Here is a 25,077-nt window from a genome sequence, read left to right as displayed (position 1 = left end):
ATGGAAATCGTTCGGAACGGAAGCGTTCCAGCCTCCCGTGTCTCCGCTCTCGACCGTCTCGGAAACGCTTTCTTGCCTGGGTCCGCCCAATCAGGAGCAGTCGTTGAGGCTTAGCCGCCGAATATCGGGTTGAACCAAACGCAAGAAAGGCAAAGCTGTCATGGCTCTTTATGAACATGTATTCCTTGCCCGGCAGGATATTTCCGCTCAGCAGGTCGATGCCCTCGTAGAACAGTACAAGGGTGTGATCGAAGCGAATGGCGGTAAAGTCGGGCGTATCGAGAACTGGGGCCTCAAGTCCCTCACCTACCGCATCAAGAAGAACCGCAAGGCGCACTACGCCCTGATGGACATCGATGCACCGGCTGCTGCCGTCCAGGAAATGGAACGTCAGATGCGCATCAGCGAAGACGTTCTTCGCTACATGACGATCGCCGTCGAGAAGCATGAAGAAGGTCCGTCTGCCATGATGCAGAAGCGCGACCGTGACGACCGTCCGCGTGAAGGCGGCCGTGGCCCGCGTGAAGGCGGCTTCGGCGATCGCGACCGCGGCCCGCGTCCGCCGCGTGAAGGTGGCTTCGGCGACCGCGACGACCGTCCGCGCCGTCCGCGCGAAGACCGTGTATAAGGGAGATCTGAGATATGTCTGAAACTTCCTCCGCTCCGGTCCGCCGCCCGTTCCATCGCCGCCGCAAGACCTGCCCGTTCTCCGGCGCCAACGCGCCGCGGATCGACTACAAGGACGTACGCCTGCTGCAGCGCTACATTTCCGAGCGCGGCAAGATCGTTCCGTCCCGCATCACGGCCGTTTCCCAGAAGAAGCAGCGCGAACTCGCCCAGGCGATCAAGCGCGCCCGTTTCCTCGGCCTGCTGCCCTACGTCGTCGCCTGATCATCGGCCGACGCGCGCACCCTTGAGGGAAGGCATTCGTGCCTTCCCTTCTCCCTTCCGCGATGGGCGCGGATCGGAACTCTTAAAACCCATGTTGAGACGTTTCTGAATCTGATTCAGCAACATCCTCTAACTGCTTGATGAAGCAGGACAGCGACCTTGAAACGACCGAACATTAAAACGCTGCTGATCGGCGCACTCGCCGGATTGACTGCCGCCCTGCTGGTGCTGGGCGCGAGCATGCAGCCGTCGTTTTTCAGCGCGCTTCTCTACACGGCCTCGGCTCTGCCGATCCTCATCGTCGGGCTCGGCTGGGGCAATACCGCCGCGATCTCGGCCGTCGTCAGCGCCGCGGCACTCGGCGCGATCTTGATCTCGCCTTCCTTCGCGCTGATCATGACGATGGTGACGCTGCTGCCGGCCGGTTGGCTCAGCCATCTCGCCAATCTGGCGCGTCCGGCCGCCGAACTCGGCGGACCCGACCATCTGCTTGCCTGGTATCCGCTCTCCGATATCCTGCTGCATCTCTGCGGTCTGGTGACGCTCGCCGTCATCGTCATCGGTGTGATCATCGGCTACGGCCCCGAAATTACCGATCCGATCGTCGATCTGCTGATCACCTCGCTCAAGCAGCAGCAGCCGGAATTCATGCCCGATCCGGCAGCGACCGCGCAGACCAAGTCGCTGATCCTGCTGATGCTGCCTGCTTTGCAGGGCGGCATGTGGGTCAGCATGCTGTTTGCCGCCTATTATTTCGCCGTGCGCATCGTTGCAGCATCCGGCCGCGGCCTTCGCCCGCGCGAGGACATTCCCTCGTCGCTGCGGATGAACCGCAACTCGATCTTCATCTTCCTGGCCGGGCTTGCCGCCTGCTTTTTCGGCGGCGTTCCGGCGCTGGTCGGCGCGACCGTGATCGGCGCCTTCGGCGCCGGTTTCATGCTTTCCGGTTTCGCCTCGCTGCATTTCCGCACGCGCAGCAAGGACTGGCGCATACCGGCCCTCATCCTCTGCTATCTGGGCTCGATGCTCATGCTGCTGCCAGCTCTCCTCATCCTCGTCCTCGGTCTCAGCGATACGCGCAAGGCGATCGCACTGACCCCGACGAAAGATGCTGATGCCCCCAAACAATCCGATACGAAAATCTGAGACACAAGAAAGGAAAAAGAAAATGCAAGTCATCCTTCTCGAACGCATCTCCAAGCTCGGCCAGATGGGCGAAACCGTAAAGGTTCGCGACGGCTTTGCCCGCAACTACCTGCTGCCGCTCGGCAAGGCGCTTCGCGCCAACGCCGCCAACAAGACCCGCTTCGAAGCCGAGCGCGCGACGCTCGAAGCCCGCAACCTCGAGCGCAAGTCGGAAGCCCAGACGGTCGCCGACGTTCTCGACGGCAAGTCCTTCATCGTCGTACGCTCCGCCGGCGAAACCGGCCAGCTCTACGGTTCGGTTGCCGCCCGTGACGTCGTCGATATTCTCGCCGCCGAAGGCTTCAATATCGGCCGCAACCAGGTTCACCTCAACACGCCGATCAAGTCGATCGGCCTGCACAAGGTCGAGCTGCAGCTGCATGCCGAAGTCGAAATCCACGTCGAGCTGAACGTCGCCCGTTCTGCCGAAGAGGCAGAGCGCCAGTCCAAGGGCGAAGAACTCACCTCGGTCGACGCGATCTACGGCGTCGACGAAGACGCGCTGCGTCCGGAAGACTTCTTCGATCCGGAAGCCGACGGCGTCGACGAAGACGAAGCATAATTTCGTCGGAGCGATCCGCGAGAGGGAAGCCCGGCCACCGCGCCGGGCTTTTTCGTTTCCACCCCTTCTATGTGAAGCTGCCGATCGGTTCGCTTTTTTAAAGGGGATCTTCCGGATGTTTTTGCTGCGTGCCTTATCGCATCGCGCTAAAATAAAATTCTCCGAAGCGGATGGGCTGAGTCGGCGCCATATCGTGTCGTGCGGGTGACACTGCCAGTATTTCTCCTTTGTGTCGCCCAAGACTGTGGAGAAGTCGAACAACGTGCACAGCGTTCAGGATTTAGGCGAAGCGAGCCCCCGCTCCTTTCGTAGCCTCTTGATTTTCGCGTCCGGAATTGCAAATCCGGAGCTGGAAAAAGACAGAACGGATGATGATGAACGACGCCGCTCGAAAGATTGCAGCTGTTGCCCCGTCGGAGCAGCATTATCGCGAAGCACCCAACAATATCGAAGCCGAGCAAGCGCTTCTGGGTGCGATCCTGATGAACAACGACGCCTATTACCGGGTGTCGGACTTCCTGAAGCCAATCCATCTCTATGAACCGCTGCACCGGAAGATCTTTGAGGTTGCCGGCGATATCATCCGCATGGGCAAGATCGCCAACCCTGTGACGATCAAGACCTTCCTGAAAGCCGACGAGAAGGTCGGCGACATGACGGTTTCGCAATATCTGGCGAGCCTGGTCAGCAATGCCGTCACCGTCATCAATGCCGAGGATTACGGCCGGGCGATCTACGACCTGGCGCTGCGCCGGGCGCTGATCACCATCGGCGAGGACGTCGTCAACATCGCCTATGACGCGCCGCTCGACATGCCGCCGCAGTCGCAGATCGAGGATACGGAACGCCGACTGTTCGAACTGGCGGAAAACGGCCGCTACGACGGCGGCTTCCAGGCCTTCAACGATGCGGTTGCGCTGGCGATCGACATGGCGGCCGTGGCCAAGGAGCGCGACGGCGGGCTTTCCGGCATTTCCACCGGCATCCATTCGCTGGATTCCAAGATGGGTGGCCTGCAGAGGTCGGACTTGATCGTGCTTGCCGGACGCCCCGGCATGGGCAAGACCTCGCTTGCCACCAACATCGCCTACAACATCGCCGCCGCCTATGAAGGCGAAGTCCAGTCGGACGGCAGCATGAAGGCGAAGAACGGCGGCGTCGTCGGTTTCTACTCGCTCGAAATGTCGTCCGAACAGCTTGCCACCCGTATCATCTCTGAGCAGACCGAAGTCTCCTCCTCGAAGATCCGCCGCGGCGACATCAACGATGCCGATTTCGAAAAGCTCGTCGCCTGCTCGATGATGATGCAGAAGGTGCCGCTCTTTATCGACCAGACCGGCGGCATCTCGATCGCCCAGCTTTCGGCCCGCGCGCGCCGTCTGAAGCGCCAGCGCGGCCTCGACGTGCTTGTGGTCGACTACATTCAGCTGATGACCGGCTCGGGCAAATCCAGCGACAACCGCGTGCAGGAAATCACCCAGATCACCACCGGCCTGAAGGCGCTCGGCAAGGAGCTCAACGTTCCGATCATCGCGCTGTCGCAGCTCTCGCGTCAGGTCGAAAGCCGCGACGACAAGCGGCCGCAGCTGTCCGACCTTCGCGAATCCGGCTCGATCGAGCAGGACGCCGACGTCGTGCTCTTCGTGTTCCGCGAGGAATATTATGTCAAGAATTCGGAGCCGCGCGACCTCCACGATCCGAAATATCCGGAATGGGAAGCGCTGTTCGACAAGGTGAAGGGCACGGCCGACGTCATCATCGCCAAGCAGCGCCACGGGCCGACCGGCACGGTGAAGCTCGCCTTCCAGTCGGAATTCACGCGCTTTGCCGATCTCGCCGATCCCTCCTTCACCCAATATGAAGAGCACTGATCGCGCGGATGCTGCATGCAGGACCGGGCTTTTCCTTGACATAGTTGACCTTTAAACTGGCCGGGGAATCTTCTCTGGCCTCTTTTCGATGTGGATCATGAGCGAAATTTTCGACGCCCCCGAAGATGATAATTTTGCCTCGGCAGGGCTGCGGCTGACCGTCGACCTGACCGCTCTGACGGAGAACTGGCGTGACATGGCGCGGCGCTCGGGGGCGGCGCGCGCCTCGGCGGTCGTCAAGGCGGATGCCTACGGCATGGGCATCGAGGATGCCGGCGAAGCGCTCTATATGGCCGGCGCGCGCGACTTCTTCGTCGCGACCGTCGACGAGGGCGTGACGCTTCGCCTCTATGCGCCCGAGGCACGCATCTTCGTGCTCTCAGGCATCTGGCCGGGCACCGAGCGGCGCTTCTTCGAAAACGATCTGGTGCCGGTGATTTCCTCCGACGAACAGCTCGCCTTCTGGATGGCGGTGCTTGCCGATTACGGCGATTACCCCTGCGCGCTGCATGTCGACACCGGCTTCAATCGGCTCGGGTTGCACATCGACGATGCGATCGCGCTCGCCGACGACGTCTCGCGGCCGGCGAGCTTCGCGCCCGTGCTTGTCATGAGCCATCTCGCCTGCGCCGACGATCCCACCCATGCGATGAACCGGCAGCAACTCGAATCATTCCACAGGGTTAGCGCCGCCTATGAAGGCATCGATTCAAGCCTTGCGGCCTCGGCGGGCATCTTTCTCGGTGAGGATTATCACTTCGACCTGACCCGCCCCGGCATCGCGCTCTATGGCGGCGAAGCGGTCAGCGGCATGGCGAACCCGATGCGGCCGGTCGCAACGGCGGAAGCGCGCATCATCCAGGTGCGCAGCGTCGAAGCCGGCGAGACCGTCAGCTATGGGCGGGCACTGCAGCTTCGCCGTGAAAGCCGGCTGGCGATCGCCTCGGCCGGTTATGCCGACGGCTACATGCGCAGCCAGTCGAGCGGCGGCGTGCCACTGCGCCAGGTAGTGCCGCAAGGCGGGCAGGGTTTCATCGCCGGATGCAAGGTTCCGGTTGCCGGCCGGATCACCATGGACCTGACGATCTTCGATATCACCGACCTGCCTGACAACGCCGTGCGCGCCGGGGATTATGTCGAGCTGTTCGGAAAGAACATGCCGGTGGACGATGTGGCGCGGGCATGCGGCACGATCGGATACGAGATTCTGACCAGCATGGGGCTTCGCCACGAGCGGCGCTACGTGGCCGAGGAGTAGCCTTCCTATCAGCGGCTGCTGAGGACGAGGCGGACACCAAGCGCGAGGAAAAGCGCACCGAGGCCGCGATCGAGCCAAAGTCCGATTTTTTGATTATGCCTGATTGCATCCGCAAGGCGCCCGCCGAGAAGGACGAGCGGCGGTTCGATGAAGGCGGCGACGACGATGATAAGCCCGCCATGCAGCATGAGCTGCGCCCATGCCGGCCCTGCCCCTTCGACGACGAATTGCGGCAGGAAAGCCAGGAAGAATATCGCCACTTTCGGATTGAGCAGCGACACCAGAATCCCCTGCCGGTAGATTCTTGCGACCGGCAAACTTTCACCGGCGGCCTTTATCAGGCCGTTGCCGCCGCCGGAACGCAAAGCCTGAATGCCGAGCCAGACGAGATAGGCGGCGCCGATCCATTTGACCGTGGAGAACGCGACGGCAGAAGCGGCAAGTATGGCCGAGAGACCAAGTGCAGCCATCAGCACGTGCAGGCAGGCGCCGGACCAGACGCCGAACAGCGCGGAAAAACCGGCACGTTTTCCGCTTCTCATCGTGTGACCGAGGATGAAGGCGATGTCGGGACCGGGCGAGAGATTGAGCAGAACCGCCGCCGACAGAAATGCAAGCCAGTGCGCAAACGAATAATCGAACATCTTCACCATTCCCGGATTACAGCGCGGCGCGTCTTCTCAGACGCGCAAAGGACGCCGTAACACTTTCAATCCTCGCATCGGACCGATGCGCCAGAGGTAAAGGATAGGCATGGGTTCGCTGATGGGGAAATCATTAGTTTTGATCCGTCGCGATAGCCATTATCTCAAGCACGACAATGATTCGGTGAAGCGGCGCGTCGCTTCGCTCGGGAACCCGGACTGAAAGAGTAATCGATGGCGAAGGCCAGGACACAATTCATCTGCCAGAGTTGCGGCACGGTTCATAACCGCTGGGCCGGCAAATGCGAGAACTGCGGCGAGTGGAACACCATCGTCGAGGAAGACCCGATGGGCGGGATCGGCTCCGGTCCGGGCAAGACGCCGAAGAAGGGCCGACCGGTGGCGCTGACGGCGCTCTCCGGCGAGATCGAGGAGGCGCCACGCATCCATACAGCCATGTCGGAGCTCGACCGGGCGCTCGGCGGCGGTTTCGTGCGCGGTTCGGCGGTGCTGATCGGAGGCGATCCCGGCATTGGCAAATCGACCCTGCTGATGCAGGCCGCCGCCGCCCTTGCACGGCGCGGCCACAAGATCATCTACGTCTCCGGCGAAGAAGCCGTGGCGCAGGTGCGGCTGCGGGCGCAACGCCTTGCGGCGGCCGATACCGACGTGATGCTGGCAGCAGAAACCAATGTCGAGGATATTCTGGCGACGCTCGCCGAGGGCAAGCGGCCGGATCTCGTCATCATCGATTCCATCCAGACGCTGTGGAGCGAACTTGCCGAATCCGCTCCGGGAACGGTGACGCAGGTGCGCACCGGGGTGCAGGCAATGATCCGTTTCGCCAAGCAGACGGGGGCCGCCATGGTGCTCGTCGGCCACGTAACCAAGGACGGGCAGATTGCCGGGCCGCGCGTCGTCGAGCACATGGTCGACGCCGTGCTCTATTTCGAAGGCGACCGCGGCCATCACTACCGTATCCTGCGCACAGTCAAGAACCGCTTCGGCCCGACCGACGAGATCGGCGTCTTCGAAATGTCCGACAGAGGCTTGCGCGAAGTCGCCAATCCTTCCGAACTCTTCCTTGGTGAGCGCAACGAAAAATCGCCGGGTGCTGCCGTCTTTGCCGGCATGGAGGGCACCCGCCCCATTCTCGTCGAAGTGCAGGCGCTGGTGGCCCCAACCTCGCTCGGCACGCCCCGGCGCGCCGTGGTCGGCTGGGATTCAGCGCGGCTGTCGATGATCCTTGCGGTGCTGGAAGCCCATTGCGGCGTCAGGCTCGGCCAGCACGACGTCTATCTCAACGTCGCCGGCGGTTACCGCATCTCCGAACCGGCGGCCGATCTTGCCGTCGCCTCGGCGCTCGTTTCCTCGCTTGCCGGTATTGCCCTTCCTGCCGATTGCGTCTATTTCGGCGAAGTCAGCCTGTCGGGTGCCATCCGGCCGGTTGCGCACACCGCTCAGCGCCTCAAGGAAGCCGAGAAGCTGGGCTTTTCCGCAGCGCTGCTTCCATCCGCCTCCGCCGAATTGCCGAAGGGCTCAGGCGGGCGCTGGAGCGAAGTCGCAAGCCTGCCGGATCTGGTCGCGCGCATCGCCGGATCGAAGGGAGCGCTGCGTGTGGAAGACGAGGTTTGATCCTTTCATTGCCGGGAATGGTGATGATATAGGAGGCACACGATAAGGCACGACACGGCCGCCAAGCGGCAGTCCTGGAGTTGAATTTACATGCCCATTACGATTTTCGACGGTATTGTCATCGGCGTCGTGCTCTTCTCCGCCGTGCTGGCGATGGTCCGCGGCTTTTCGCGCGAGATTCTTTCGATCGCGAGCTGGGGCGGTTCGGCCGCGGCTGCCTATTATCTCTATCCGTACCTGCTGCCCTATGCGAAGAAATATACCGATGACGACCGTATCGCGATCGTCGGTTCGGCAGCGGTCGTCTTCCTGATCGCGCTCATCGTCATCTCCTTCATCACGATGAAGATCGCCGATTTCATCATCGACAGCCGTGTCGGCGCGCTCGACCGCACGCTCGGCTTCCTGTTCGGGGCAGCGCGCGGCGTGCTGCTCCTGGTCGTCGCCGTCGCCTTCTGGAACTGGCTCGTCGATGCCGACCACCGTCCGGCCTGGGTCAACGAAGCGAAGTCGAAGCCCTTCCTGGATTCGATGGTCGTGAAGCTGAAATCGGTTCTGCCGGAGCAATTTGCCCAGATGATACCGGAAAGCATCCGTGATAAGCTGCAGCCGCCGGCACAGGGCGCGGGAGGCACCACTCCGCCGACGGGCGACCAGGCTCCGGCGGAAGACGCACCGACCGCGCCTGCAGACGGCGCACAGCAGCCGGCGAATTGACACAGTGTTCAAGAGCTTGACCCGCCTTCCGGCAATCGCCATTTGAGCGGGACGTGAATAAGGGTCCGGCCGGGCATTCCAGCTCCGCCGGGCTCAGCTATTTCTGGAAATGCCGATCCATTCTTGTGAGAGCAGAGGCCCGCAGAAATGAACCAGTCCCATTCCTTCCCGACCGACGATCCGCTCGACGGAGATACGCTGCATGAAGAATGCGGGGTTTTCGGTATTTTGGGACATCCCGATGCCGCCGCGCTCACGGCTCTCGGCCTGCATGCGCTTCAACATCGCGGACAGGAAGCGGCCGGCATCGTCTCCTTCGACGGCAAGCGCTTCTATCAAGAGCGCCACATGGGCCTTGTCGGCGACCACTATACCAATCCGATGACGCTTGCCCGCCTGCCCGGCAGTATTACGATCGGTCATACCCGCTACTCGACAACCGGCGAAGTGGCTATGCGCAACGTGCAGCCGCTCTTTGCCGAACTGGAAGAAGGCGGCATCGCCATTGCCCATAACGGCAATTTCACCAATGGCCTGACGCTGCGCCGCCAGATCATCGCGACCGGCGCCATCTGTCAGTCGACTTCCGATACCGAAGTCGTCCTGCACCTCATCGCCCGTTCCCGCCATGCTTCCACGTCCGACCGCTTCATCGACGCCATTCGTCAGATGGAAGGCGGCTATTCGATGCTCGCCATGACGCGCACCAAGCTGATTGCCGCGCGCGACCCGACCGGTATCCGCCCACTCGTCATGGGAGAATTCGACGGCAAGCCGATCTTCTGCTCGGAGACCTGCGCACTCGACATCATCGGCGCCAAGTTCATCCGCGACGTTGAGAACGGCGAGGTTATCATCTGTGAAATCCAGCCCGACGGCTCGATCAGCATCGATGCGCGCAAGCCCAGCAAGCCGCAGCCGGAACGCCTATGCCTGTTCGAATATGTCTATTTCGCTCGCCCGGACTCGGTGGTCGGTGGCCGCAACGTCTATACGACGCGCAAGAGCATGGGCATGAACCTCGCCAAGGAATCGCCCGTCGATGGCGACGTCATCGTGCCGGTGCCGGACGGCGGCACGCCGGCAGCGCTCGGCTATGCGCAGCAGAGCGGGATTCCCTTCGAATACGGCATCATCCGCAACCATTATGTCGGTCGCACCTTCATCGAGCCGACGCAGCAGATCCGCGCCTTCGGTGTGAAGCTGAAGCATTCGGCCAACCGGGCGATGATCGAAGGCAAGCGCGTGGTGCTGGTCGATGATTCGATCGTTCGCGGTACGACGTCTCTCAAGATCGTGCAGATGATCCGCGAAGCCGGGGCGCGCGAAGTCCATGTCCGCGTCGCAAGCCCGATGATTTTCTTCCCGGATTTCTACGGCATCGACACGCCCGATGCCGAAAAGTTGCTGGCAAACCAGTATGCCGATGTCGAAGCCATGGCCAAATATATCGGCGCGGACTCGCTCGCCTTCCTGTCGATCAACGGACTTTACCGTGCCGTTGGCGGCGAGGATCGCAACCCCGCCCGGCCGCAGTTCACCGACCACTATTTTACCGGCGACTATCCGACCCGCCTGCTCGACAAGAACGGCGAGTCCATGGGCAACAAGATTTCCATGCTTGCCAGCAACGGCTGACACGGCGCGCCGGCTTTTCCATTGTCCCATCCCGAGGGGTTCAATCGCACCCCTCTCCCTTCGTGAGGGAACACGACATCATGAATATCAATCTTGAGGGCAAGATCGCACTCGTCACCGGTGCGTCGCGTGGCATCGGCTATTTCACAGCGCTGGAACTTGCCAAAGCCGGCGCCCATGTGATTGCCTGCGCACGCACGGTCGGCGGGCTCGAGGACCTCGACGATGCGATCAAGGCTGTCGGCGGCACGGCAACACTCGTGCCCTTCGACCTTTCCGACATGAATGCGATCGATGCGCTCGGCGGCTCGATCTTCGAGCGCTGGGGCAAGCTCGACATCCTTGTCGCCAATGCCGGCGTGCTCGGCGTCATTTCGCCGATCGGCCATATCGAAGCGAAAGTGTTCGAGAAGGTGATGACCATCAACGTCACCGCGACATGGCGGCTGATCCGCTCGGTCGACCCGCTGCTTGCCCGCTCGGATGCCGGCCGCGCGGTGATCATCTCTTCGGGTGCTGCCCACAAGTGCCGCCCCTTCTGGGGCGCCTATTCCGCTTCCAAGGCTGCGGTCGAAGCGCTGGCGCGCACATGGGCCGGCGAGAGCCAAAGCACCCCGTTGCGGGTCACCAGCGTCGATCCGGGGGCGACACGCACGGCGATGCGGGCGCAGGCAGTGCCCGGCGAAGATCCGCAGACGCTGCCGCATCCCTCCGAGGTCGCAAAGGCGATCCTGCCGTTGCTCGGGCCTGGTGTGACGGAGACGGGCAAGCTGTTCATCGTTCGAGAGAACAAGCTCGTCGATTACCGGCTGCCCGAATAGGCCGGCGTTTCAGATAGGCCGGACGTTTCAATTCGCTGCAACGGCGGGGAACAGATGCGCTAGGCCCGCTTCCGACGGGCATAGCGCATTCAGGTCAACCGGACCCTGGATGCCGTCCAAGGTGCCGTTATCGGCAAATTGCCAGATCGACCAACGGCTGCACTCTTCCTGCCTCGGCTCTCTGAACACGCTGCGCAGCCACAGATAGTGGTCGGGGAAGCGCGATTCATTGCCTTTCAGATATTGATCGAAGAACTCCTGCGTGACGTAGAAAATAGGCTTCTCCGGAAAAGTGCCATTCAGCTCGGTGAAAAAGGCGTTCACCTCGGCAGCTATTTCCTCGAGCGTCGGGATCTTGTTGCAATTGCCGACAAACTCCAGATCGACGGCGATCGGCAGAGTTCCCTGCTCCTTTGGCACGGTCGCCAGGACATTCTGCGCCTGATCCTTACCCGGGCGACAGAAGGTGAAGAAATGATAAGCGCCCCTGACCATTCCCGCATCTCCGGCGCGCTGCCAGTTGTCGACGAACTTGGAATCCCGATGGTCTCCGCCTTCGGTCGCCTTCATGAAGGCGAAACGGACATTCGGCTGCGCGGCAACGACCTTCCAATCGATATCGCCCTGGTGATGGCTGACATCGATGCCTTGGATTGGATAGTTGCTGAGAGAGGGATTGTTGAAGCGAAGCATCCCGAAATCGTATGCGAAATATGCAGCGAATGCGACCACCAGAACCGCAGTCGCTCCGATCGTCGATCGCGCAAGTCTCCGCATCCCTTCCACCTATTTTCAACAGCTTCTCAACTGGCTATGCGAGATTTGTGCTCCGAAAATGGCGGACGAATTTCAAGAGCGCGCTAATGGGTTTCAAAGACGTTGGTTGCTGCCATCGATTCATCGGAGGGATGGATCCTGTTGCCGATGGATCGCTCTTCGCCCCCTTGACCGGAAGCGCGAACCGGGCCATAAAACCCGCCATGAAAACGGTTATCTGCATTATCTGCCGGAAGATTATTCGCTAGCGCGAGCGCTGGCCCGGCCGTTTTCGTCTCCCAAATAGTCAAGATGCGAAACGCCCCGGTCCGCCGGTCGTGATATTTTTCTGATCGTGCATTTGGGAGAGTGAAATGGACGCGACGCCGGAACTGAAGCTGTACAACACGCTGACACGGGAAAAATCGGTCTTTTCGCCGATCGATCCCAACAATGTCCGCATGTATGTCTGCGGCCCGACCGTCTATGACTTCGCTCATATCGGCAATGCCCGGCCAGCCATCGTCTTCGATATGCTGTTCCGGCTGCTGCGCCATGTCTATGGCAAAGACCACGTCACTTATGCCCGCAACATCACCGACGTCGACGACAAGATCAATGCGCGGGCGCTTCGAGACCATCCGGGCCTGCCGCTCAATGAAGCGATCCGCGCGGTCACCGAAAATACAGAGATGCAATATCACGCCGATGTCGCCGAACTCGGCTGCCTGGAGCCGAGCTTCGAGCCGCGCGCCACCGACAATATCGTTGAGATGACCGAGATCATCGAGAAGCTGATCGGCAACGGCCATGCCTATGTCGCATCGGGCGAAGTGCTGTTCGACACCAAATCCATGGCGGATTACGGTCAGCTGTCGAAGCGCCCGCTCGACGAGCAGCAGGCCGGCGCCCGCATCGCCGTCGACGCGCACAAGAAGAACCCGGGTGATTTTGTGCTCTGGAAGCTGTCGAGCCACAACGAACCCGGCTGGGAGAGCCCATGGGGCCGCGGCCGGCCCGGTTGGCACATCGAATGCTCGGCGATGAGCAAGCGTTATCTCGGCGACGTCTTCGACATTCATGGCGGCGGGCTGGACCTGATCTTCCCGCATCATGAAAACGAGATCGCCCAGTCGCGCTGCGCCCACGGCACGGAGGTGATGGCGAACGTCTGGATGCACAACGGCTTCCTGCAGGTCGAAGGGCGCAAGATGTCGAAATCCGAAGGCAATTTCGTCACCATCCACGAGTTGCTGCACGCGGACATCTTCGGCGGCCGTAGCTGGCCGGGCCAGGTGCTGCGCATTGCCATGCTGATGACGCATTACCGCGAGCCGATCGATTTTTCGATCAAGCGGCTGGAAGAAGCCGAACGTCTGCTCGCCAAATGGCCGGTAGCCGAAGCCGGCGATGCGGCGCCCGATGAAGCCGTGCTGAACGCGCTTTCCGACGACCTCAATACGGTCGCGGCAGTGCAGGCACTGCATGCGCTGGCCCAGGCTGCCCATGCGGATCCCACAGCCCGTGGCGTCTTTGCAGCAACGGCCGACCTTCTGGGCCTGTTGCCGAAAAAGATGGAGATCGACGAAGCCGTCGCGTCGGCAGTCGATGCGCTGGTCGCGATGCGTCTCGAAATGCTGAAGGCGAAGAACTTCACCGAGGCTGACAAGATCCGTGACGAGCTGACGGCGAAGGGCATCCAGTTGAAGGACGGCAAGGATCCGGTGACGGGTGAGCGCGTGACGACGTGGGAGATGAAGCGGTGAGAGCGGCATCTTGGGATAAGACCCCTCCCCAACCCCTCCCCACAAGGGGGAGGGGCTACGGTGCCGCAGCGTCTCGGAATAGCCTGATCGTCAGCGCACGAGTTAGCGTTGCCGCCTTTGCCCATGTTTGCGGCTGGAACGACAACGGTGCCGCATCTAAGCCCTCCCCCTTGTGGGGAGGGTTGGGAGGGGTCTTTTTCTCATCGGCATCGCTGCGGAGGGACCTGCCATGACCAAGACCTATACCGGCGGGTGCCAATGTGGAGCGATCCGGTTCCGGGTCAGCGGCGACATCAAGGATTCGTCGATCTGTCATTGCCGTATGTGCCAGAAGGCGTTCGGTGCTTATTATGCGCCGCTGGTCTCGGTGCGCGGCGCCGATTTCGAATGGACACGCGGCAAGCGGAAAAAATTCCGCTCTTCCAATTTCGTCGAGCGCGGCTTCTGCGGCGATTGCGGCACGCCGCTCACCTATGAGGCGCCGGATGGAATGGCGATTGCCGCGGGCGCGTTTGACGATCCTTCGGCGTTTCCGCCGGTGGTCCAATTCGGTATCGAAGGCAAGATCGGTTTCGTCGATCATCTGCACGAATTGCCGGGGCACCGGACGGAGGAGGACGCGCAGGCTGCCCCCTTCCTGCTCGAGCTCGTCTCCTACCAGCATCCCGATCATGAGACGCAGGCATGGCCACAGAAGGAGCTCGGATGACGGCGGAATCAGACAGAAGCGGCGGGTGCCAGTGCGGGGCGGTGCGTTACCGCGCCAAAGGCGAACTCGGCTATCCCCATCTTTGCCATTGCCGCATGTGCCAGAAGGCGGCGGGCAATTATTTCATGCCGCTTGCCGCCGCGATGCGTAACGATTTTACCCTGACGCGCGGCGCTCCGAAATGGTTTCAGTCTTCGGATCTGGTGCGGCGCGGTTTCTGCGGCGATTGCGGCACGCCGCTGTTCTACGACATTCCGGAAGCGGACTCGATCAACCTCACGCTCGGCTCGTTGGACGATCCCGATGGGGTCAAGCCGGTTATGCAATCGAACACCGGCCGCAAGATGTCCTGGTTTCATGCGCTCGACGGCCTGCCGCTGGAACCACAGCCTGAAACGCCCGACCGCGAGAATGCGATCGCGGCAAGCAACCATCAGCACCCGGACCACGACACGAAAAGCTGGCCGCTCGGAGAAACCTCATGACGGATACGATAAAGACAGGCGGATGCCAGTGCGGCGCTGTGCGCTTCCGCATCTCAGGCAGACTGGGGCGACCTTCGATCTGCCATTGCCGCATGTGCCAAAAGCAGTTCGGCGGCTTCTTCTCCGCGCTCGTTACCGCGCCTGAGGAAGGGATGGAATGGACGCGCGGCGAGCCGAGCTATTTCCAGTCCTCGGTCAATATCGAACGCGGCTTCTGCAGCAATTGCGGCACGCCGATGACCTATCGCCATCCGGGCGGGCTGGAGCTTGCGATCGGCACATTCGACGATCGCAGCGACCTCGCTCCGCTGATCCAGGTCAACTACGAGGCCCGCCTGCCCTGGGTCGAGAAAATCTTCGAGGCGCCGGTGCTGAAGGATCAGGATTTCTACGCACGACAGGAGGCTATCATCTCCTTCCAGCATCCCGACCACGACACAGAAGTCTGGCCCGCGAAAGGCGTGAAGATATGACCGAGATGTTGCGCACGCTCTATCCCGAAATCGAGCCCTATGCTTCCGGCCATCTCGATGTCGGCGACGGCCATGTGATCTATTGGGAGCGCTCGGGCACACCAGGCGCCAAGCCTGCCGTCTTCCTGCATGGCGGTCCGGGCGGCGGCATCTCACCCGCCCATCGCCGGCTCTTCGATCCCGCTCTCTACGACGTCATGCTGTTCGACCAGCGCGGTTGCGGCAGGTCGACGCCGCATGCGGAGCTCCATGCCAACACGACCTGGCACCTCGTCGCCGATATCGAGCGGCTGCGCGAGATGGTGGGCGTCGACAGCTGGCAGGTGTTCGGCGGTTCCTGGGGTTCGACGCTGGCGCTCGCCTATGCCGAGACGCATCCGGAGCACGTCTCCGAGCTCATCCTGCGCGGCATCTACACGCTGACCAAGGCGGAGCTCGACTGGTATTACCAATTCGGCGTCTCGGAAATGTTCCCCGACAAGTGGGAGAGGTTTATCGCTCCCATTCCTAGGGAAGAGCGTCATGAGATGATGCATGCCTATCATCGCCGCTTGACGCATGAGGACAAGAACGTGCGCCTTAAGGCCGCGCAGGCCTGGAGCATCTGGGAAGGCGAAACGATTACGCTGCTGCCGGAACCTTCGACGAGCGGCAAGTTCGAGGAGCCGGAATTCGCTTATGCATTTGCGCGCATCGAAAACCATTTCTTTGTCAATGCCGGCTGGATGGACGAGGGACAGTTGATCCGCGATGCGGGCAGGCTCAGGGATATTCCGGGCGTCATCGTACATGGACGCTACGATATGCCCTGCCCGGCCAAATATGCCTGGCTGCTGCACAAGGCCTGGCCGAAGGCAGAGTTCCACCTGATCGAGGGCGTGGGCCATGCCTATTCGGAACCGGGGATTCTCGATCAACTGATCCAGGCGACGGACAAGTTTGCCGGGAAGCAAGCCTGATCGTTGGCATTGGGGGGCAACCCCTCACCCTAACCCTCTCCCCGCCCGCGGGGAGAGGGGACGTGCCCTGCGATACGGTGCGGCATATCCCTCTTCTCCCCATCATAACGGGGAGAAGGTGGCGGCAGCCGGATGAGGGGCAGCATCCGCACTCCATCACAACCCGCCTGGCGGGAGGAACCGACATGAAAGAACGCATCTATCTCTTCGACACGACGCTCCGGGACGGGCAGCAGACGCCCGGCATCGATTTTTCCGTCGAGGACAAGATTGCGATCGCCGCCATGCTGGACGAATTCGGCATCGATTACGTCGAGGGCGGATATCCCGGCGCCAACCCGACGGATACCGCTTTCTTCAGCGAGAAGCGCACCAGCCAGGCCAGTTTCGTCGCCTTCGGCATGACGAAGCGGGCCGGCGTTTCGGTCTCCAACGATCCCGGCATTGCCGGGCTGCTGCAGGCGAAATCCGACGCCATCTGTTTCGTCGCCAAGAGCTGGGATTATCATGTCGCGGTGGCGCTCGGCTGCACCAACGAGGAAAACCTCGAATGCATCGCCGAAAGCGTCAAGGCGGCGGTTGGCGCGGGCAAGGAGGCGATCGTCGATTGCGAGCATTTCTTCGACGGCTTCAAGGCCAATCCGGCCTATGCGCTCGCCTGCGCCAACATGGCCTATGAGAGCGGCGCCCGCTGGGTCGTGCTCTGCGACACCAATGGCGGCACGCAGCCGCCCGAGGTGCGCGCCATCGTCGAGGCGGTGATCGCCTCAGGCGTTCCCGGCCACTGTCTTGGCATCCATGCGCATAACGACACCGGCCAGGCGGTCGCCAATTCGCTTGCCGCGGTCGACGCCGGCGTCCGGCAGATCCAGGGCACGCTCAACGGTATCGGCGAGCGCTGCGGCAATGCCAATCTGGTGACACTGACCCCGACGCTGGCGCTGAAGAGCGCCTACAACACACGTTTCGAAACGACGATCGACGAGGAGCGGCTGCTCAACCTCACCCGGCTCTCGCATGCCTTCGACGAGCTGCTCAACCGCTCGCCCGACCACCAGATGCCCTATGTCGGCGCTTCCGCCTTTGCCACCAAGGCCGGCATTCATGCATCGGCGCTGCTCAAGGATCCGCGGACCTATGAACATGTGCCGCCGGAAACCGTCGGCAACTTCCGCAAGGTCATGGTCTCCGACCAGGGCGGCAAGGCGAACTTCATCAATGCGCTGAAACGGCGCGGCATCGCGGTCGCCAAGGATGATCCGAAGCTCGACCTGCTGATCTCGATCGTCAAGGAACGTGAATCCATCGGCTATGCCTATGAGGGCGCGGATGCGAGCTTCGAGCTGCTGGCGCGCCGCACGCTCGGCACGATCCCGGAATTCTACACCATCGAAGGCTTCCGCGTGATGATAGAGCGCCGCTTCGACAGTCTCGGCCGTGTGAAGATCGTCTCGGAGGCGGTGGTCAAGATCACCATCGACGGCCAGACGCTGATGTCGGTTGCCGATGCCGAAGGCCCGGTCAACGCACTCGACCTCGCGCTGCGCAAGGATTTCGGCAAGTACCAGCACGAGATCGACGATCTGGTGCTCGCCGATTTTAAGGTGCGTATCCTCAATGGCGGCACGGAGGCGATCACCCGCGTGCTGATTGAATCCACCGACAGCGACGGCGTGCGCTGGTGGACCGTCGGCGTCTCGGAGAACATCATCGACGCTTCGTTCCAGGCGCTGATGGATTCGGTCATCTACAAGCTGATGAAGAACCGGCAGTTGGCGGGCAAGATCGCGGCGGAATAAACCTATTCCGCGGCTCGGCGACGGGTCCCAGCCCTCGCCCGAATATTATTCGCTTCCTTCGGACTCCGCCTTCCACTGCAGGGAGCCGGATCATCGCGTCGTCTCCCGCTTCAAATCCTCTCACCCTTCATTCAACGAAATGAATTGGCCTATTCACGGCGCTTAAGTTAGGCCGGATCAGAAGAAGAACAAAGATGGAAACACCGATGTCGACCGATGCATCCGTTCCGTTGGCCAAGAACGAAGACAGTCCGCGCGGGTTCGCCTTCGCGCTGACGGCCTATCTGCTCTGGGGCTTCCTGCCGATCTACATGAAGGCGGTGGCGCATATCTCGCCGGCCGAGGTGATCGCCCATCGCATCGTCTGGTCGCTGCCGCTGGCGGGCATCGTGCTGATCGTGCTCGGGCGCACGCAGGACATCCGCGCAGCACTCAGGTCGCCGCGCATGCTGGCGATGGCGGCGCTGACCGCGTCGCTGATCACCGTCAACTGGGGCACCTATGTCTGGGCGATCGGCGCCGGCCATTCGCTCGATGCAGCACTCGGTTATTTCATCAATCCGCTGTTCAGCATCTTCCTCGGCGCGGTGTTCCTCAAGGAAAAGCTGCAGCCGCTGCAGATCGCCGCGATCGCGCTTGCGGCGCTTGCCGTCGCCATTCTCGCACTGGACAGCGGCGGCATCCCGTGGGTGGCGCTGACGCTGGCGGTCAGCTGGGGTTTTTACGCCCTGTTGCGCAAGACGCTGCCGCTCGGGCCGAACCAGGGATTCTTCCTCGAAGTGCTGATCCTCAGCGGGCCCGCCCTCCTCTACATCCTCTATCTCGAATTCGGCGGCCAGGGCCACCTCTACCGCACCGGTCTTGCAGATACGACCCTGCTGCTCGGCTGCGGCGTCATCACCGCCGTGCCGCTGATGATCTATGCGAACGGCGCCAAGCTCTTGAAACTCTCAACGATCGGCATCATGCAGTATATCGCGCCGACGATGATCTTCCTGATCGCGGTCTTCGTCTTCCACGAGCCATTCGGCACGGCGCGCATGATCGCCTTCCCGCTGATCTGGGCGGGGCTGTTCCTCTATAGTTGGTCGATGCTGAAGGGAAGCCGGGGGCGCTAAAGGCAACAGACCTACATCTTCGAAATCACCTCGTCCTCGCCGTCACGGTCGGCGGCGAGCTGGGCTGCCTGGGCCATGATCGCCGGAATGATGCCGGAGATCTCGTCGACAACGAGCGGCTGCACCCGGTGGGCGGTGTGCAGGAAGCCTTCTTCGGTCATATGGCGCATCAGTTCCATCATCGGATCCCAGAAACCGTTGACGTTGGCAAAGACCATCGGCTTCTCGTGGCGGCCGAGCTGCGCCCAGGTCATGATCTCGACGATCTCCTCCAGCGTACCGATGCCGCCGGGCAGCGCGACGAAGGCATCGGAGCGCTCGAACATGGTGTGTTTGCGCGCATGCATGTCAGGGGTTACAATGAGTTCGTTGAGCTGACCGAGCGAGTGGCGAGTCGCTTCCATATCGATCAGGAATTCGGGGATAATGCCCGTGACCTGACCGCCGCCTGAAAGCACGCCGCTGGCAACCGCGCCCATGATGCCTTTGGTCCCCCCGCCATAGACGAGGCGCAGGCCGTATTCGGCGATCTCTCTTCCGAGAGCACGCCCGGCCGCCATGTGGGAAGGATCGCCTCCCGGCCTGGAGCCGCAGTAAACGCAGATGGATCGAATCGATACAGATTGTTCGGTCATAGAGGCAAACAACTATTCCATTTCAATGCAGTCAAGAAAATTGACTGAAAAGCAGCGTGCCTAGCTTGCCGAATTGCTTTGAATGCTTGTGAAAAGCAACGGGAATCGCTAGCAATTTTGGTTACTACGGCAAATTGCCGCTCTGGGAGACATAATGATGAAGAACCGTGCCGGCTTGCTGGCTCTTGCAGTCCTCGCAATCGCAATCCTACTGATGGTGTTTGTCGTCATGCCGCGCATCGGCGGCGATGCAACCAAGGTCGGCGATGCCATCAACCAGGCGAGCACGGAGGTCAAGAACACGGTTAACGAGGCGGCAAAGACATCGCGCTCCGCCGTGGGCGACGCGGCTGCGGTCGCCGACCAGGTCGGTCGCCTTTCGGCCGATGCCGGCGTATCGCTCAGCGAGCTCAAGGCGCTGTTTGCCGACGGCAAAGGTCCGGCCATCGATGTCTTCACTGCCGCCAAGACCAAGGCCGTGAACGCGCTGACCGCGCTTGCCGATTTCACCATTCCCGAGGGCCTCGATCCCGCGACCCAGACCCTTGCCGCCAAGGCCAAGGTCGGTGGCGCGAAGGCACTCGCCATCGTCCGGTCGCTGCCCGAGAACATCGCCGATGCGCTTGCCGCGATCGCCAAGGCCGAGGTTGCGCTGACCGGTGCGCCGGAGACCGCCCCTGGGGCAAATACGGCAGCGGAAAATACCGGCCCGAAGCTTCCGGCCTTCGACGTATTGCGCGTCGAGCCCGACGGATCGACGGTGATTGCCGGTTCCGCCGAACCGAACGGCAAGCTCGAGGTGCTCGACGGCGAGAAGGTGGTGACGACGGCCAATGTCGATGCGAGCGGCGATTTTGCTGCCGTTCTCGACGATCCGCTTCCGGCCGGCGACCACCAGCTCGTGCTCAAGTTCACGGGCAAGGACGGCAAGAGCACGCTTTCCGAAGAAGTCGCGACCATTTCCGTGCCGAAGGACGGCAATGGTGCCAATCTGCTCGCCATGGTTTCCAAACCCGGCGCGGCGAGCCGCATCATCACCGCGCCGAAGGCCGGAACCGAAGTCGCCGATGCCTCCAATCCGATGGCTCCGCCTGCGGACAAGCCGGCAACCGGCAAAAGCTCGGCTACGCCTGCACCAACCGGCGAGTTGGCGCTGCAGACGCCGAACCTCACCGATACCCCCTCCGGTAGCGCTGATACGGCACCGGCCATTCCCGGCACCGCAGCACCGGATAAGACGAATGTGCCCGACGTGATGGTCAATGCCGTCGAGATCGAAGGCAACAAGATCTTCATTGCCGGCACGACGCGCTCCAATGCCAAGGTCATCGGTTATGCCGACGACAGCCTCGTCGGCCAGGACACAGCCGGCTCCGACGGCCATTTCGTCATCGACGGTGTGGTGGCGCTCTCGGTCGGCGACCATAAGATCCGCGTCGATGTCGTTGATCCCACAGGCAAGGTCATCGTGCGCGCGGCGGTGAATTTCAATCGCCCGGCCGGCGATCAGGTGAGGGTCGCCGCGCAATCGGTCCCCGCCGACACCAACGGCGCTTCCTCGATGGTGCTGCTCGACGAAGGCGAACTCGGCAAACTCAAAGCCGAAGTCGGCAAGGCCTTTGGCCTGCTGAAGGGGCTGTTTGCCGATGGCAAGCTGCCCGGCGCCGAACAGCTTGCGGCGGCGCGCTCGGCAACGGAGTTCGCGCTACGCTCGGTCGCCGACTTCCGCCCGGCGCCCGATGCGCCCGGTGCCTTCAGGCTAACGTCCGGCTCGGCCTCGCAGGTCGCCGGCAATGCGCTGAAGCTGCTGCAGGGCCTGCCTGGGGATGCGAAGTCCGTCGGCGCCGCGCTCGAAAAACTGGGCGGGATGATCGCCGAACTCACCGCTGCACCCGCGCCGGCAACGCCATCTGCAAACGATGTCGGAAGCAACCAGCCGAAGACGATCGAACAGGCGCCGCTGACGGCAAACAATGCGGCGGTCATCATTCGCCGCGGCGACACGCTGTGGCAGATCTCCCGCCGCACCTATGGCCTCGGCGTTCGTTACACGACGATCTACATCGCCAACGAGGACAAGATCATCAATCCCGATCGCATCCGCCCTGGCCAGATTTTCGGCCTGCCGAAGGATGTCCTGCCGAATGCCGAAGAGCTGCACCGCAAGCGCATGTCCGGCCAGCATCTCTAAGCTGCAAAACAACGCGACGAGGCCGGGCGGGATAAGCGCCCGGCCTCGTCGTTTCCTTACGCCAGCAATTGTTGTATTCGTCCGCCCGGCACCCTATCTGGCGGTGGCGGCTACGGGATATGGGAAGCGCTTTCAGGTAGGTCCCGGTTCTGGGCTCCTGCCGCCATCGAATCGCCGCAATCGCGGCAAGCTCATCCGGGCTGGAGACAAGCATGGCAAACGGCAAGACAGTCTCGGAATCCAACCTGCCGCAGACGCTTCTCAACCTTTGGCCCTATATGTGGCCGGCCGGCCGGCCCGACCTGAAAATGCGCGTCGTCTGGGCTTCGGTCTACCTGCTGATCTCCAAATTCGTACTGCTGCTCGTTCCCTATTTCTTCAAATGGTCGACCGATGCGCTGAACGGCAGGATGGATCTTGCCGGCTCAGTGCCACCGCTGCTGGCCGGCGCCATCGCGCTGGTGATTGCCTATAACATCACCCGGCTGATCCAGCTCGGCCTCAACCAGCTGCGCGACGCGCTCTTTGCCAGCGTCGGACAACATGCGGTGCGCCAGCTCGCCTACAGGACCTTCGTGCACATGCACGAGCTGTCGCTGCGCTTCCATCTCGAGCGCAAGACCGGCGGGCTGTCGCGCATCATCGAGCGCGGTACCAAGGGTATCGAGACGATCGTGCGCTTCACGATCCTCAATTCGGTCCCGACCGTCATCGAATTCGTGCTGACGGCGGTGATCTTCTGGTGGGGCTACGGCTTCTCCTATCTCGCCGTTACCGCCTTTACTGTCTGGGCCTATATCTGGTTCACGATCCGGGCATCCGACTGGCGCATCGCCATCCGCCGGTCGATGAACGACAGCGATACCGACGCCAACACGAAGGCGATCGACTCTCTCCTCAATTTCGAGACCGTCAAATATTTCGGCAATGAGGAGATGGAGGCAAAGCGTTTCGACAAATCAATGGAACGCTACGAGAAGGCGGCGACCGATGTCTGGACCTCGCTCGGCTGGCTGAATTTCGGCCAGGGCGTCATCTTCGGCATCGGCACGACCATCATGCTGGTGCTGTCGGCGCTGGCCGTGCAGCGCGGCGAGCAGACGGTCGGCGATTTCGTCTTCGTCAATTCGATGCTGCTGCAGCTTTCCGTACCGCTCAACTTCATCGGCTTCGTCTACCGCGAAATCCGCCAGGGGCTGACCGATATCGAGCAGATGTTCGATTTGCTTGAGGTGCAGACCGAAGTCAAAGACGCGCCTGATGCGACGGAACTTCGGATCGGCAAGGGCGCGATCTCCTTCAAGGACGTGCACTTCGCCTATGATGCGGCCCGTCCGATCCTGAAGGGCATTTCCTTCGAGGTGCCGGCCGGTAAGACGGTCGCCGTCGTCGGCCCGTCCGGTGCGGGCAAATCGACGCTGTCGCGCCTGCTCTATCGTTTCTACGATATCCAGAGCGGCGCAATCACCGTCGACGGTCAGGATATCCGCACGGTGACGCAGAAGAGCCTGCGTACGGCGATCGGCATGGTGCCGCAGGATACCGTGCTCTTCAACGACACGGTCGCCTACAACATCCGCTATGGCCGCACATCGGCCAGCGACGGCGAGGTCTTTGCCGCCGCCGAGGTGGCGCAGATCGCGCATTTCATCGAAACGCTGCCCGAGGGCTTCGAAACCAAGGTCGGCGAGCGCGGGCTGAAGCTTTCGGGCGGCGAGAAGCAGCGGGTGGCTATCGCCCGCACCATCCTCAAGGCGCCACCGATCCTGATCCTCGACGAGGCGACATCGGCGCTCGACACGACAACGGAGCGGGAAATCCAGGAGGCACTCGACCTGGTTTCGAAGAACCGCACGACGCTTGTTATTGCCCACCGGCTTTCGACTGTCATCAGCGCCGATGAGATCATCGTGCTCAAAAGCGGCGAGATCGCCGAGCGCGGAACACATGCCGCCCTCCTCGAAATGAACGGCCTTTATGCCTCGATGTGGAACCGCCAGCGCGAGGCGACACAGGCGGAGGAACATCTGAAGCAGGTGCGCGAAAGCGACGACCTCGGCGTGATAACGCGGCTTGCTCCGGCAAGCTGACAGCGGAAGCCGACGCTGGCCGGCTTTTGTTGTTTAGAACCCCGGCGCGGGAACCAGGGCCGAGGCCACAGCATTGCCCCAGAGACGGTTTTTCGCTAACAGCAAAAATGAAAACGCAAGGAGACCGGCAGCCATGAGCCTGTTCAACACGGTTCGCAACACGATCGTCCCCGTGCACAAGGAGGGCTATCCCTTCGTTGCCGCCTTCTTCGTCGCGTCGCTTGTCCTGGGCTGGATCTTTAAGCCGCTCTTCTGGATCGGCATGATCTTCACACTTTGGTGCGCCTATTTCTTCCGCGATCCGGAGCGCGTGACCCCGCAGGATGACGACCTGGTGATCTCCCCCGCCGATGGCAAGGTCTCGGCGATCCAGATGGTGACCCCGCCGGCCGAGCTCAACCTCGGCTCCGAGCCGATGCTGCGCATCTCCGTTTTCATGAACGTCTTCAATTGCCATGTGAACCGGGCGCCGATGCGCGGGCGCATCGTCAGCATCAACTACCGCTCCGGCAGCTTCGTCAACGCCGAGCTCGACAAGGCGAGCGAAGACAATGAGCGCAACGGGCTGGTGATCGAAACCCAGCACGGCCAGATTGGCGTCGTGCAGATCGCCGGCCTCGTCGCGCGGCGCATCCTCTGCTGGGCAAACCCCAACGAGCCGGTGGATGCCGGCGAGCGCTTCGGGCTGATCCGTTTCGGCTCGCGGCTCGACGTGTTCCTGCCCGCCGGTGCTGCGCCACGCGTCTCGCTCGGCCAGACGGCGGTTGCGGGAGAAACCGTCATCGCCGAATTCGCCTCCGCCAAGGGTCCCGTCATCAGCCGCCGCAGCTAGAGCGGTTCAGCTTTTCACGGAAGTGCAGAAGCGCTACGCACT

Annotated in this window: 23 protein-coding genes; 20 read left to right on the top strand and 3 right to left on the bottom strand. The window is 61.9% G+C overall.

What is annotated here, in order from left to right; genetic code table 11:
- Window positions 1–160 precede the first annotated feature (160 nt).
- From rpsF to alr, 6 genes are all read left to right on the top strand, one after another.
- On the top strand, window positions 161–628 hold the full coding sequence (gene rpsF, locus RWK44_RS23890; RefSeq protein WP_003547040.1) for a 30S ribosomal protein S6: 468 nt from the start codon (window positions 161–163) through the stop codon (window positions 626–628).
- Window positions 629–642: 14 nt separating this feature from the next.
- On the top strand, window positions 643–891 hold the full coding sequence (gene rpsR / locus RWK44_RS23885) for a 30S ribosomal protein S18 (protein WP_003547038.1): 249 nt from the start codon (window positions 643–645) through the stop codon (window positions 889–891).
- 159 nt (window positions 892–1,050) lie between these two features.
- Complete coding sequence (locus tag RWK44_RS23880) at window positions 1,051–2,037, top strand: DUF2232 domain-containing protein (RefSeq protein ID WP_316029478.1); 987 nt, start codon at window positions 1,051–1,053, stop codon at window positions 2,035–2,037.
- Window positions 2,038–2,059: 22 nt separating this feature from the next.
- Window positions 2,060–2,638 carry a 50S ribosomal protein L9 gene (rplI, locus tag RWK44_RS23875; protein WP_020049349.1) on the top strand — a complete coding sequence of 193 codons (579 nt, stop codon included), beginning with the start codon at window positions 2,060–2,062 and terminating at the stop codon, window positions 2,636–2,638.
- Between the two features lie 374 nt (window positions 2,639–3,012).
- Window positions 3,013–4,509, top strand: a complete 1,497-nt coding sequence (locus RWK44_RS23870; RefSeq protein WP_316029492.1) for a replicative DNA helicase — start codon at window positions 3,013–3,015, stop codon at window positions 4,507–4,509.
- Window positions 4,510–4,597: 88 nt separating this feature from the next.
- A complete protein-coding gene (alr, locus tag RWK44_RS23865; protein ID WP_206117102.1) occupies window positions 4,598–5,767 on the top strand; it encodes an alanine racemase in 1,170 nt (389 codons plus the stop codon).
- Window positions 5,768–5,775: 8 nt separating this feature from the next.
- Here alr and RWK44_RS23860 read toward each other — a convergent pair whose 3' ends face one another.
- The gene (locus tag RWK44_RS23860) at window positions 5,776–6,411 is read right to left on the bottom strand and encodes a LysE family translocator (protein ID WP_222060350.1); all 636 of its coding nucleotides are present in this window, start codon (window positions 6,409–6,411) and stop codon (window positions 5,776–5,778) included.
- A 234-nt stretch (window positions 6,412–6,645) separates the two neighbouring features.
- Between RWK44_RS23860 and radA the strand changes: the two genes are divergently transcribed.
- The 4 genes from radA (at window position 6,646) to RWK44_RS23840 (ending at window position 11,222) form a co-directional block, all read left to right on the top strand.
- Window positions 6,646–8,046 (top strand): DNA repair protein RadA, encoded by a 1,401-nt coding sequence (gene radA, locus RWK44_RS23855; RefSeq protein WP_025393959.1) that lies wholly within the window; start codon window positions 6,646–6,648, stop codon window positions 8,044–8,046.
- Window positions 8,047–8,136: 90 nt separating this feature from the next.
- Window positions 8,137–8,763, top strand: coding sequence for a CvpA family protein (locus RWK44_RS23850; protein WP_168282787.1), 627 nt, complete (start codon window positions 8,137–8,139; stop codon window positions 8,761–8,763).
- Window positions 8,764–8,910: 147 nt separating this feature from the next.
- The gene (gene purF, locus RWK44_RS23845) at window positions 8,911–10,401 is read left to right on the top strand and encodes an amidophosphoribosyltransferase (protein WP_017993519.1); all 1,491 of its coding nucleotides are present in this window, start codon (window positions 8,911–8,913) and stop codon (window positions 10,399–10,401) included.
- Between the two features lie 80 nt (window positions 10,402–10,481).
- Window positions 10,482–11,222: an SDR family NAD(P)-dependent oxidoreductase gene (locus tag RWK44_RS23840; protein ID WP_168282789.1), complete on the top strand. Its 741-nt coding sequence runs from the start codon at window positions 10,482–10,484 to the stop codon at window positions 11,220–11,222.
- A 27-nt stretch (window positions 11,223–11,249) separates the two neighbouring features.
- On the opposite strand, the gene RWK44_RS23835 is transcribed toward RWK44_RS23840, so the two are convergent.
- Entirely contained in the window at window positions 11,250–11,999 is a 750-nt protein-coding gene (locus RWK44_RS23835) for a glycoside hydrolase family 25 protein (protein ID WP_316029477.1), read from the bottom strand.
- Window positions 12,000–12,352: 353 nt separating this feature from the next.
- On the opposite strand from RWK44_RS23835, the gene cysS reads away from it, so the two are divergent.
- From cysS to rarD, 7 genes are all read left to right on the top strand, one after another.
- Window positions 12,353–13,744: a cysteine--tRNA ligase gene (gene cysS / locus RWK44_RS23830; RefSeq protein ID WP_316029476.1), complete on the top strand. Its 1,392-nt coding sequence runs from the start codon at window positions 12,353–12,355 to the stop codon at window positions 13,742–13,744.
- Window positions 13,745–13,973: 229 nt separating this feature from the next.
- Window positions 13,974–14,453, top strand: coding sequence for a GFA family protein (locus RWK44_RS23825; protein WP_316029475.1), 480 nt, complete (start codon window positions 13,974–13,976; stop codon window positions 14,451–14,453).
- Window positions 14,450–14,938 (top strand): GFA family protein, encoded by a 489-nt coding sequence (locus RWK44_RS23820; protein ID WP_131665949.1) that lies wholly within the window; start codon window positions 14,450–14,452, stop codon window positions 14,936–14,938. The genes RWK44_RS23825 and RWK44_RS23820 overlap by 4 nt, the downstream gene beginning before the upstream one ends.
- Window positions 14,935–15,411 carry a GFA family protein gene (locus RWK44_RS23815; protein ID WP_025393951.1) on the top strand — a complete coding sequence of 159 codons (477 nt, stop codon included), beginning with the start codon at window positions 14,935–14,937 and terminating at the stop codon, window positions 15,409–15,411. The genes RWK44_RS23820 and RWK44_RS23815 overlap by 4 nt, the downstream gene beginning before the upstream one ends.
- The gene (gene pip / locus RWK44_RS23810; protein ID WP_316029474.1) at window positions 15,408–16,370 is read left to right on the top strand and encodes a prolyl aminopeptidase; all 963 of its coding nucleotides are present in this window, start codon (window positions 15,408–15,410) and stop codon (window positions 16,368–16,370) included. The genes RWK44_RS23815 and pip overlap by 4 nt, the downstream gene beginning before the upstream one ends.
- 185 nt (window positions 16,371–16,555) lie before the next feature.
- Window positions 16,556–18,169: a citramalate synthase gene (cimA, locus tag RWK44_RS23805; protein ID WP_316029473.1), complete on the top strand. Its 1,614-nt coding sequence runs from the start codon at window positions 16,556–16,558 to the stop codon at window positions 18,167–18,169.
- Window positions 18,170–18,375: 206 nt separating this feature from the next.
- On the top strand, window positions 18,376–19,287 hold the full coding sequence (gene rarD / locus RWK44_RS23800; protein WP_026265122.1) for an EamA family transporter RarD: 912 nt from the start codon (window positions 18,376–18,378) through the stop codon (window positions 19,285–19,287).
- Window positions 19,288–19,298: 11 nt separating this feature from the next.
- On the opposite strand, the gene RWK44_RS23795 is transcribed toward rarD, so the two are convergent.
- Window positions 19,299–19,922, bottom strand: a complete 624-nt coding sequence (locus RWK44_RS23795) for a TIGR00730 family Rossman fold protein (RefSeq protein WP_020049334.1) — start codon at window positions 19,920–19,922, stop codon at window positions 19,299–19,301.
- Window positions 19,923–20,076: 154 nt separating this feature from the next.
- On the opposite strand from RWK44_RS23795, the gene RWK44_RS23790 reads away from it, so the two are divergent.
- The 3 genes from RWK44_RS23790 to RWK44_RS23780 all read left to right on the top strand — a co-directional run bounded on the left by RWK44_RS23790 (window position 20,077) and on the right by RWK44_RS23780 (window position 25,035).
- Window positions 20,077–22,113 (top strand): LysM peptidoglycan-binding domain-containing protein, encoded by a 2,037-nt coding sequence (locus RWK44_RS23790; RefSeq protein ID WP_316029472.1) that lies wholly within the window; start codon window positions 20,077–20,079, stop codon window positions 22,111–22,113.
- Between the two features lie 212 nt (window positions 22,114–22,325).
- Window positions 22,326–24,203, top strand: a complete 1,878-nt coding sequence (locus RWK44_RS23785) for an ABCB family ABC transporter ATP-binding protein/permease (RefSeq protein WP_131665954.1) — start codon at window positions 22,326–22,328, stop codon at window positions 24,201–24,203.
- A 73-nt stretch (window positions 24,204–24,276) separates the two neighbouring features.
- Window positions 24,277–25,035 (top strand): phosphatidylserine decarboxylase, encoded by a 759-nt coding sequence (locus RWK44_RS23780; RefSeq protein WP_260691447.1) that lies wholly within the window; start codon window positions 24,277–24,279, stop codon window positions 25,033–25,035.
- Window positions 25,036–25,077: the final 42 nt, after the last annotated feature.

Origin of the sequence: Rhizobium sp. 25PS6, assembly GCF_032464655.1 — a bacterium.
GTDB classification, from domain to species: domain Bacteria; phylum Pseudomonadota; class Alphaproteobacteria; order Rhizobiales; family Rhizobiaceae; genus Rhizobium; species Rhizobium laguerreae.
This window is presented reverse-complemented; position numbering and strand designations above follow the sequence as displayed.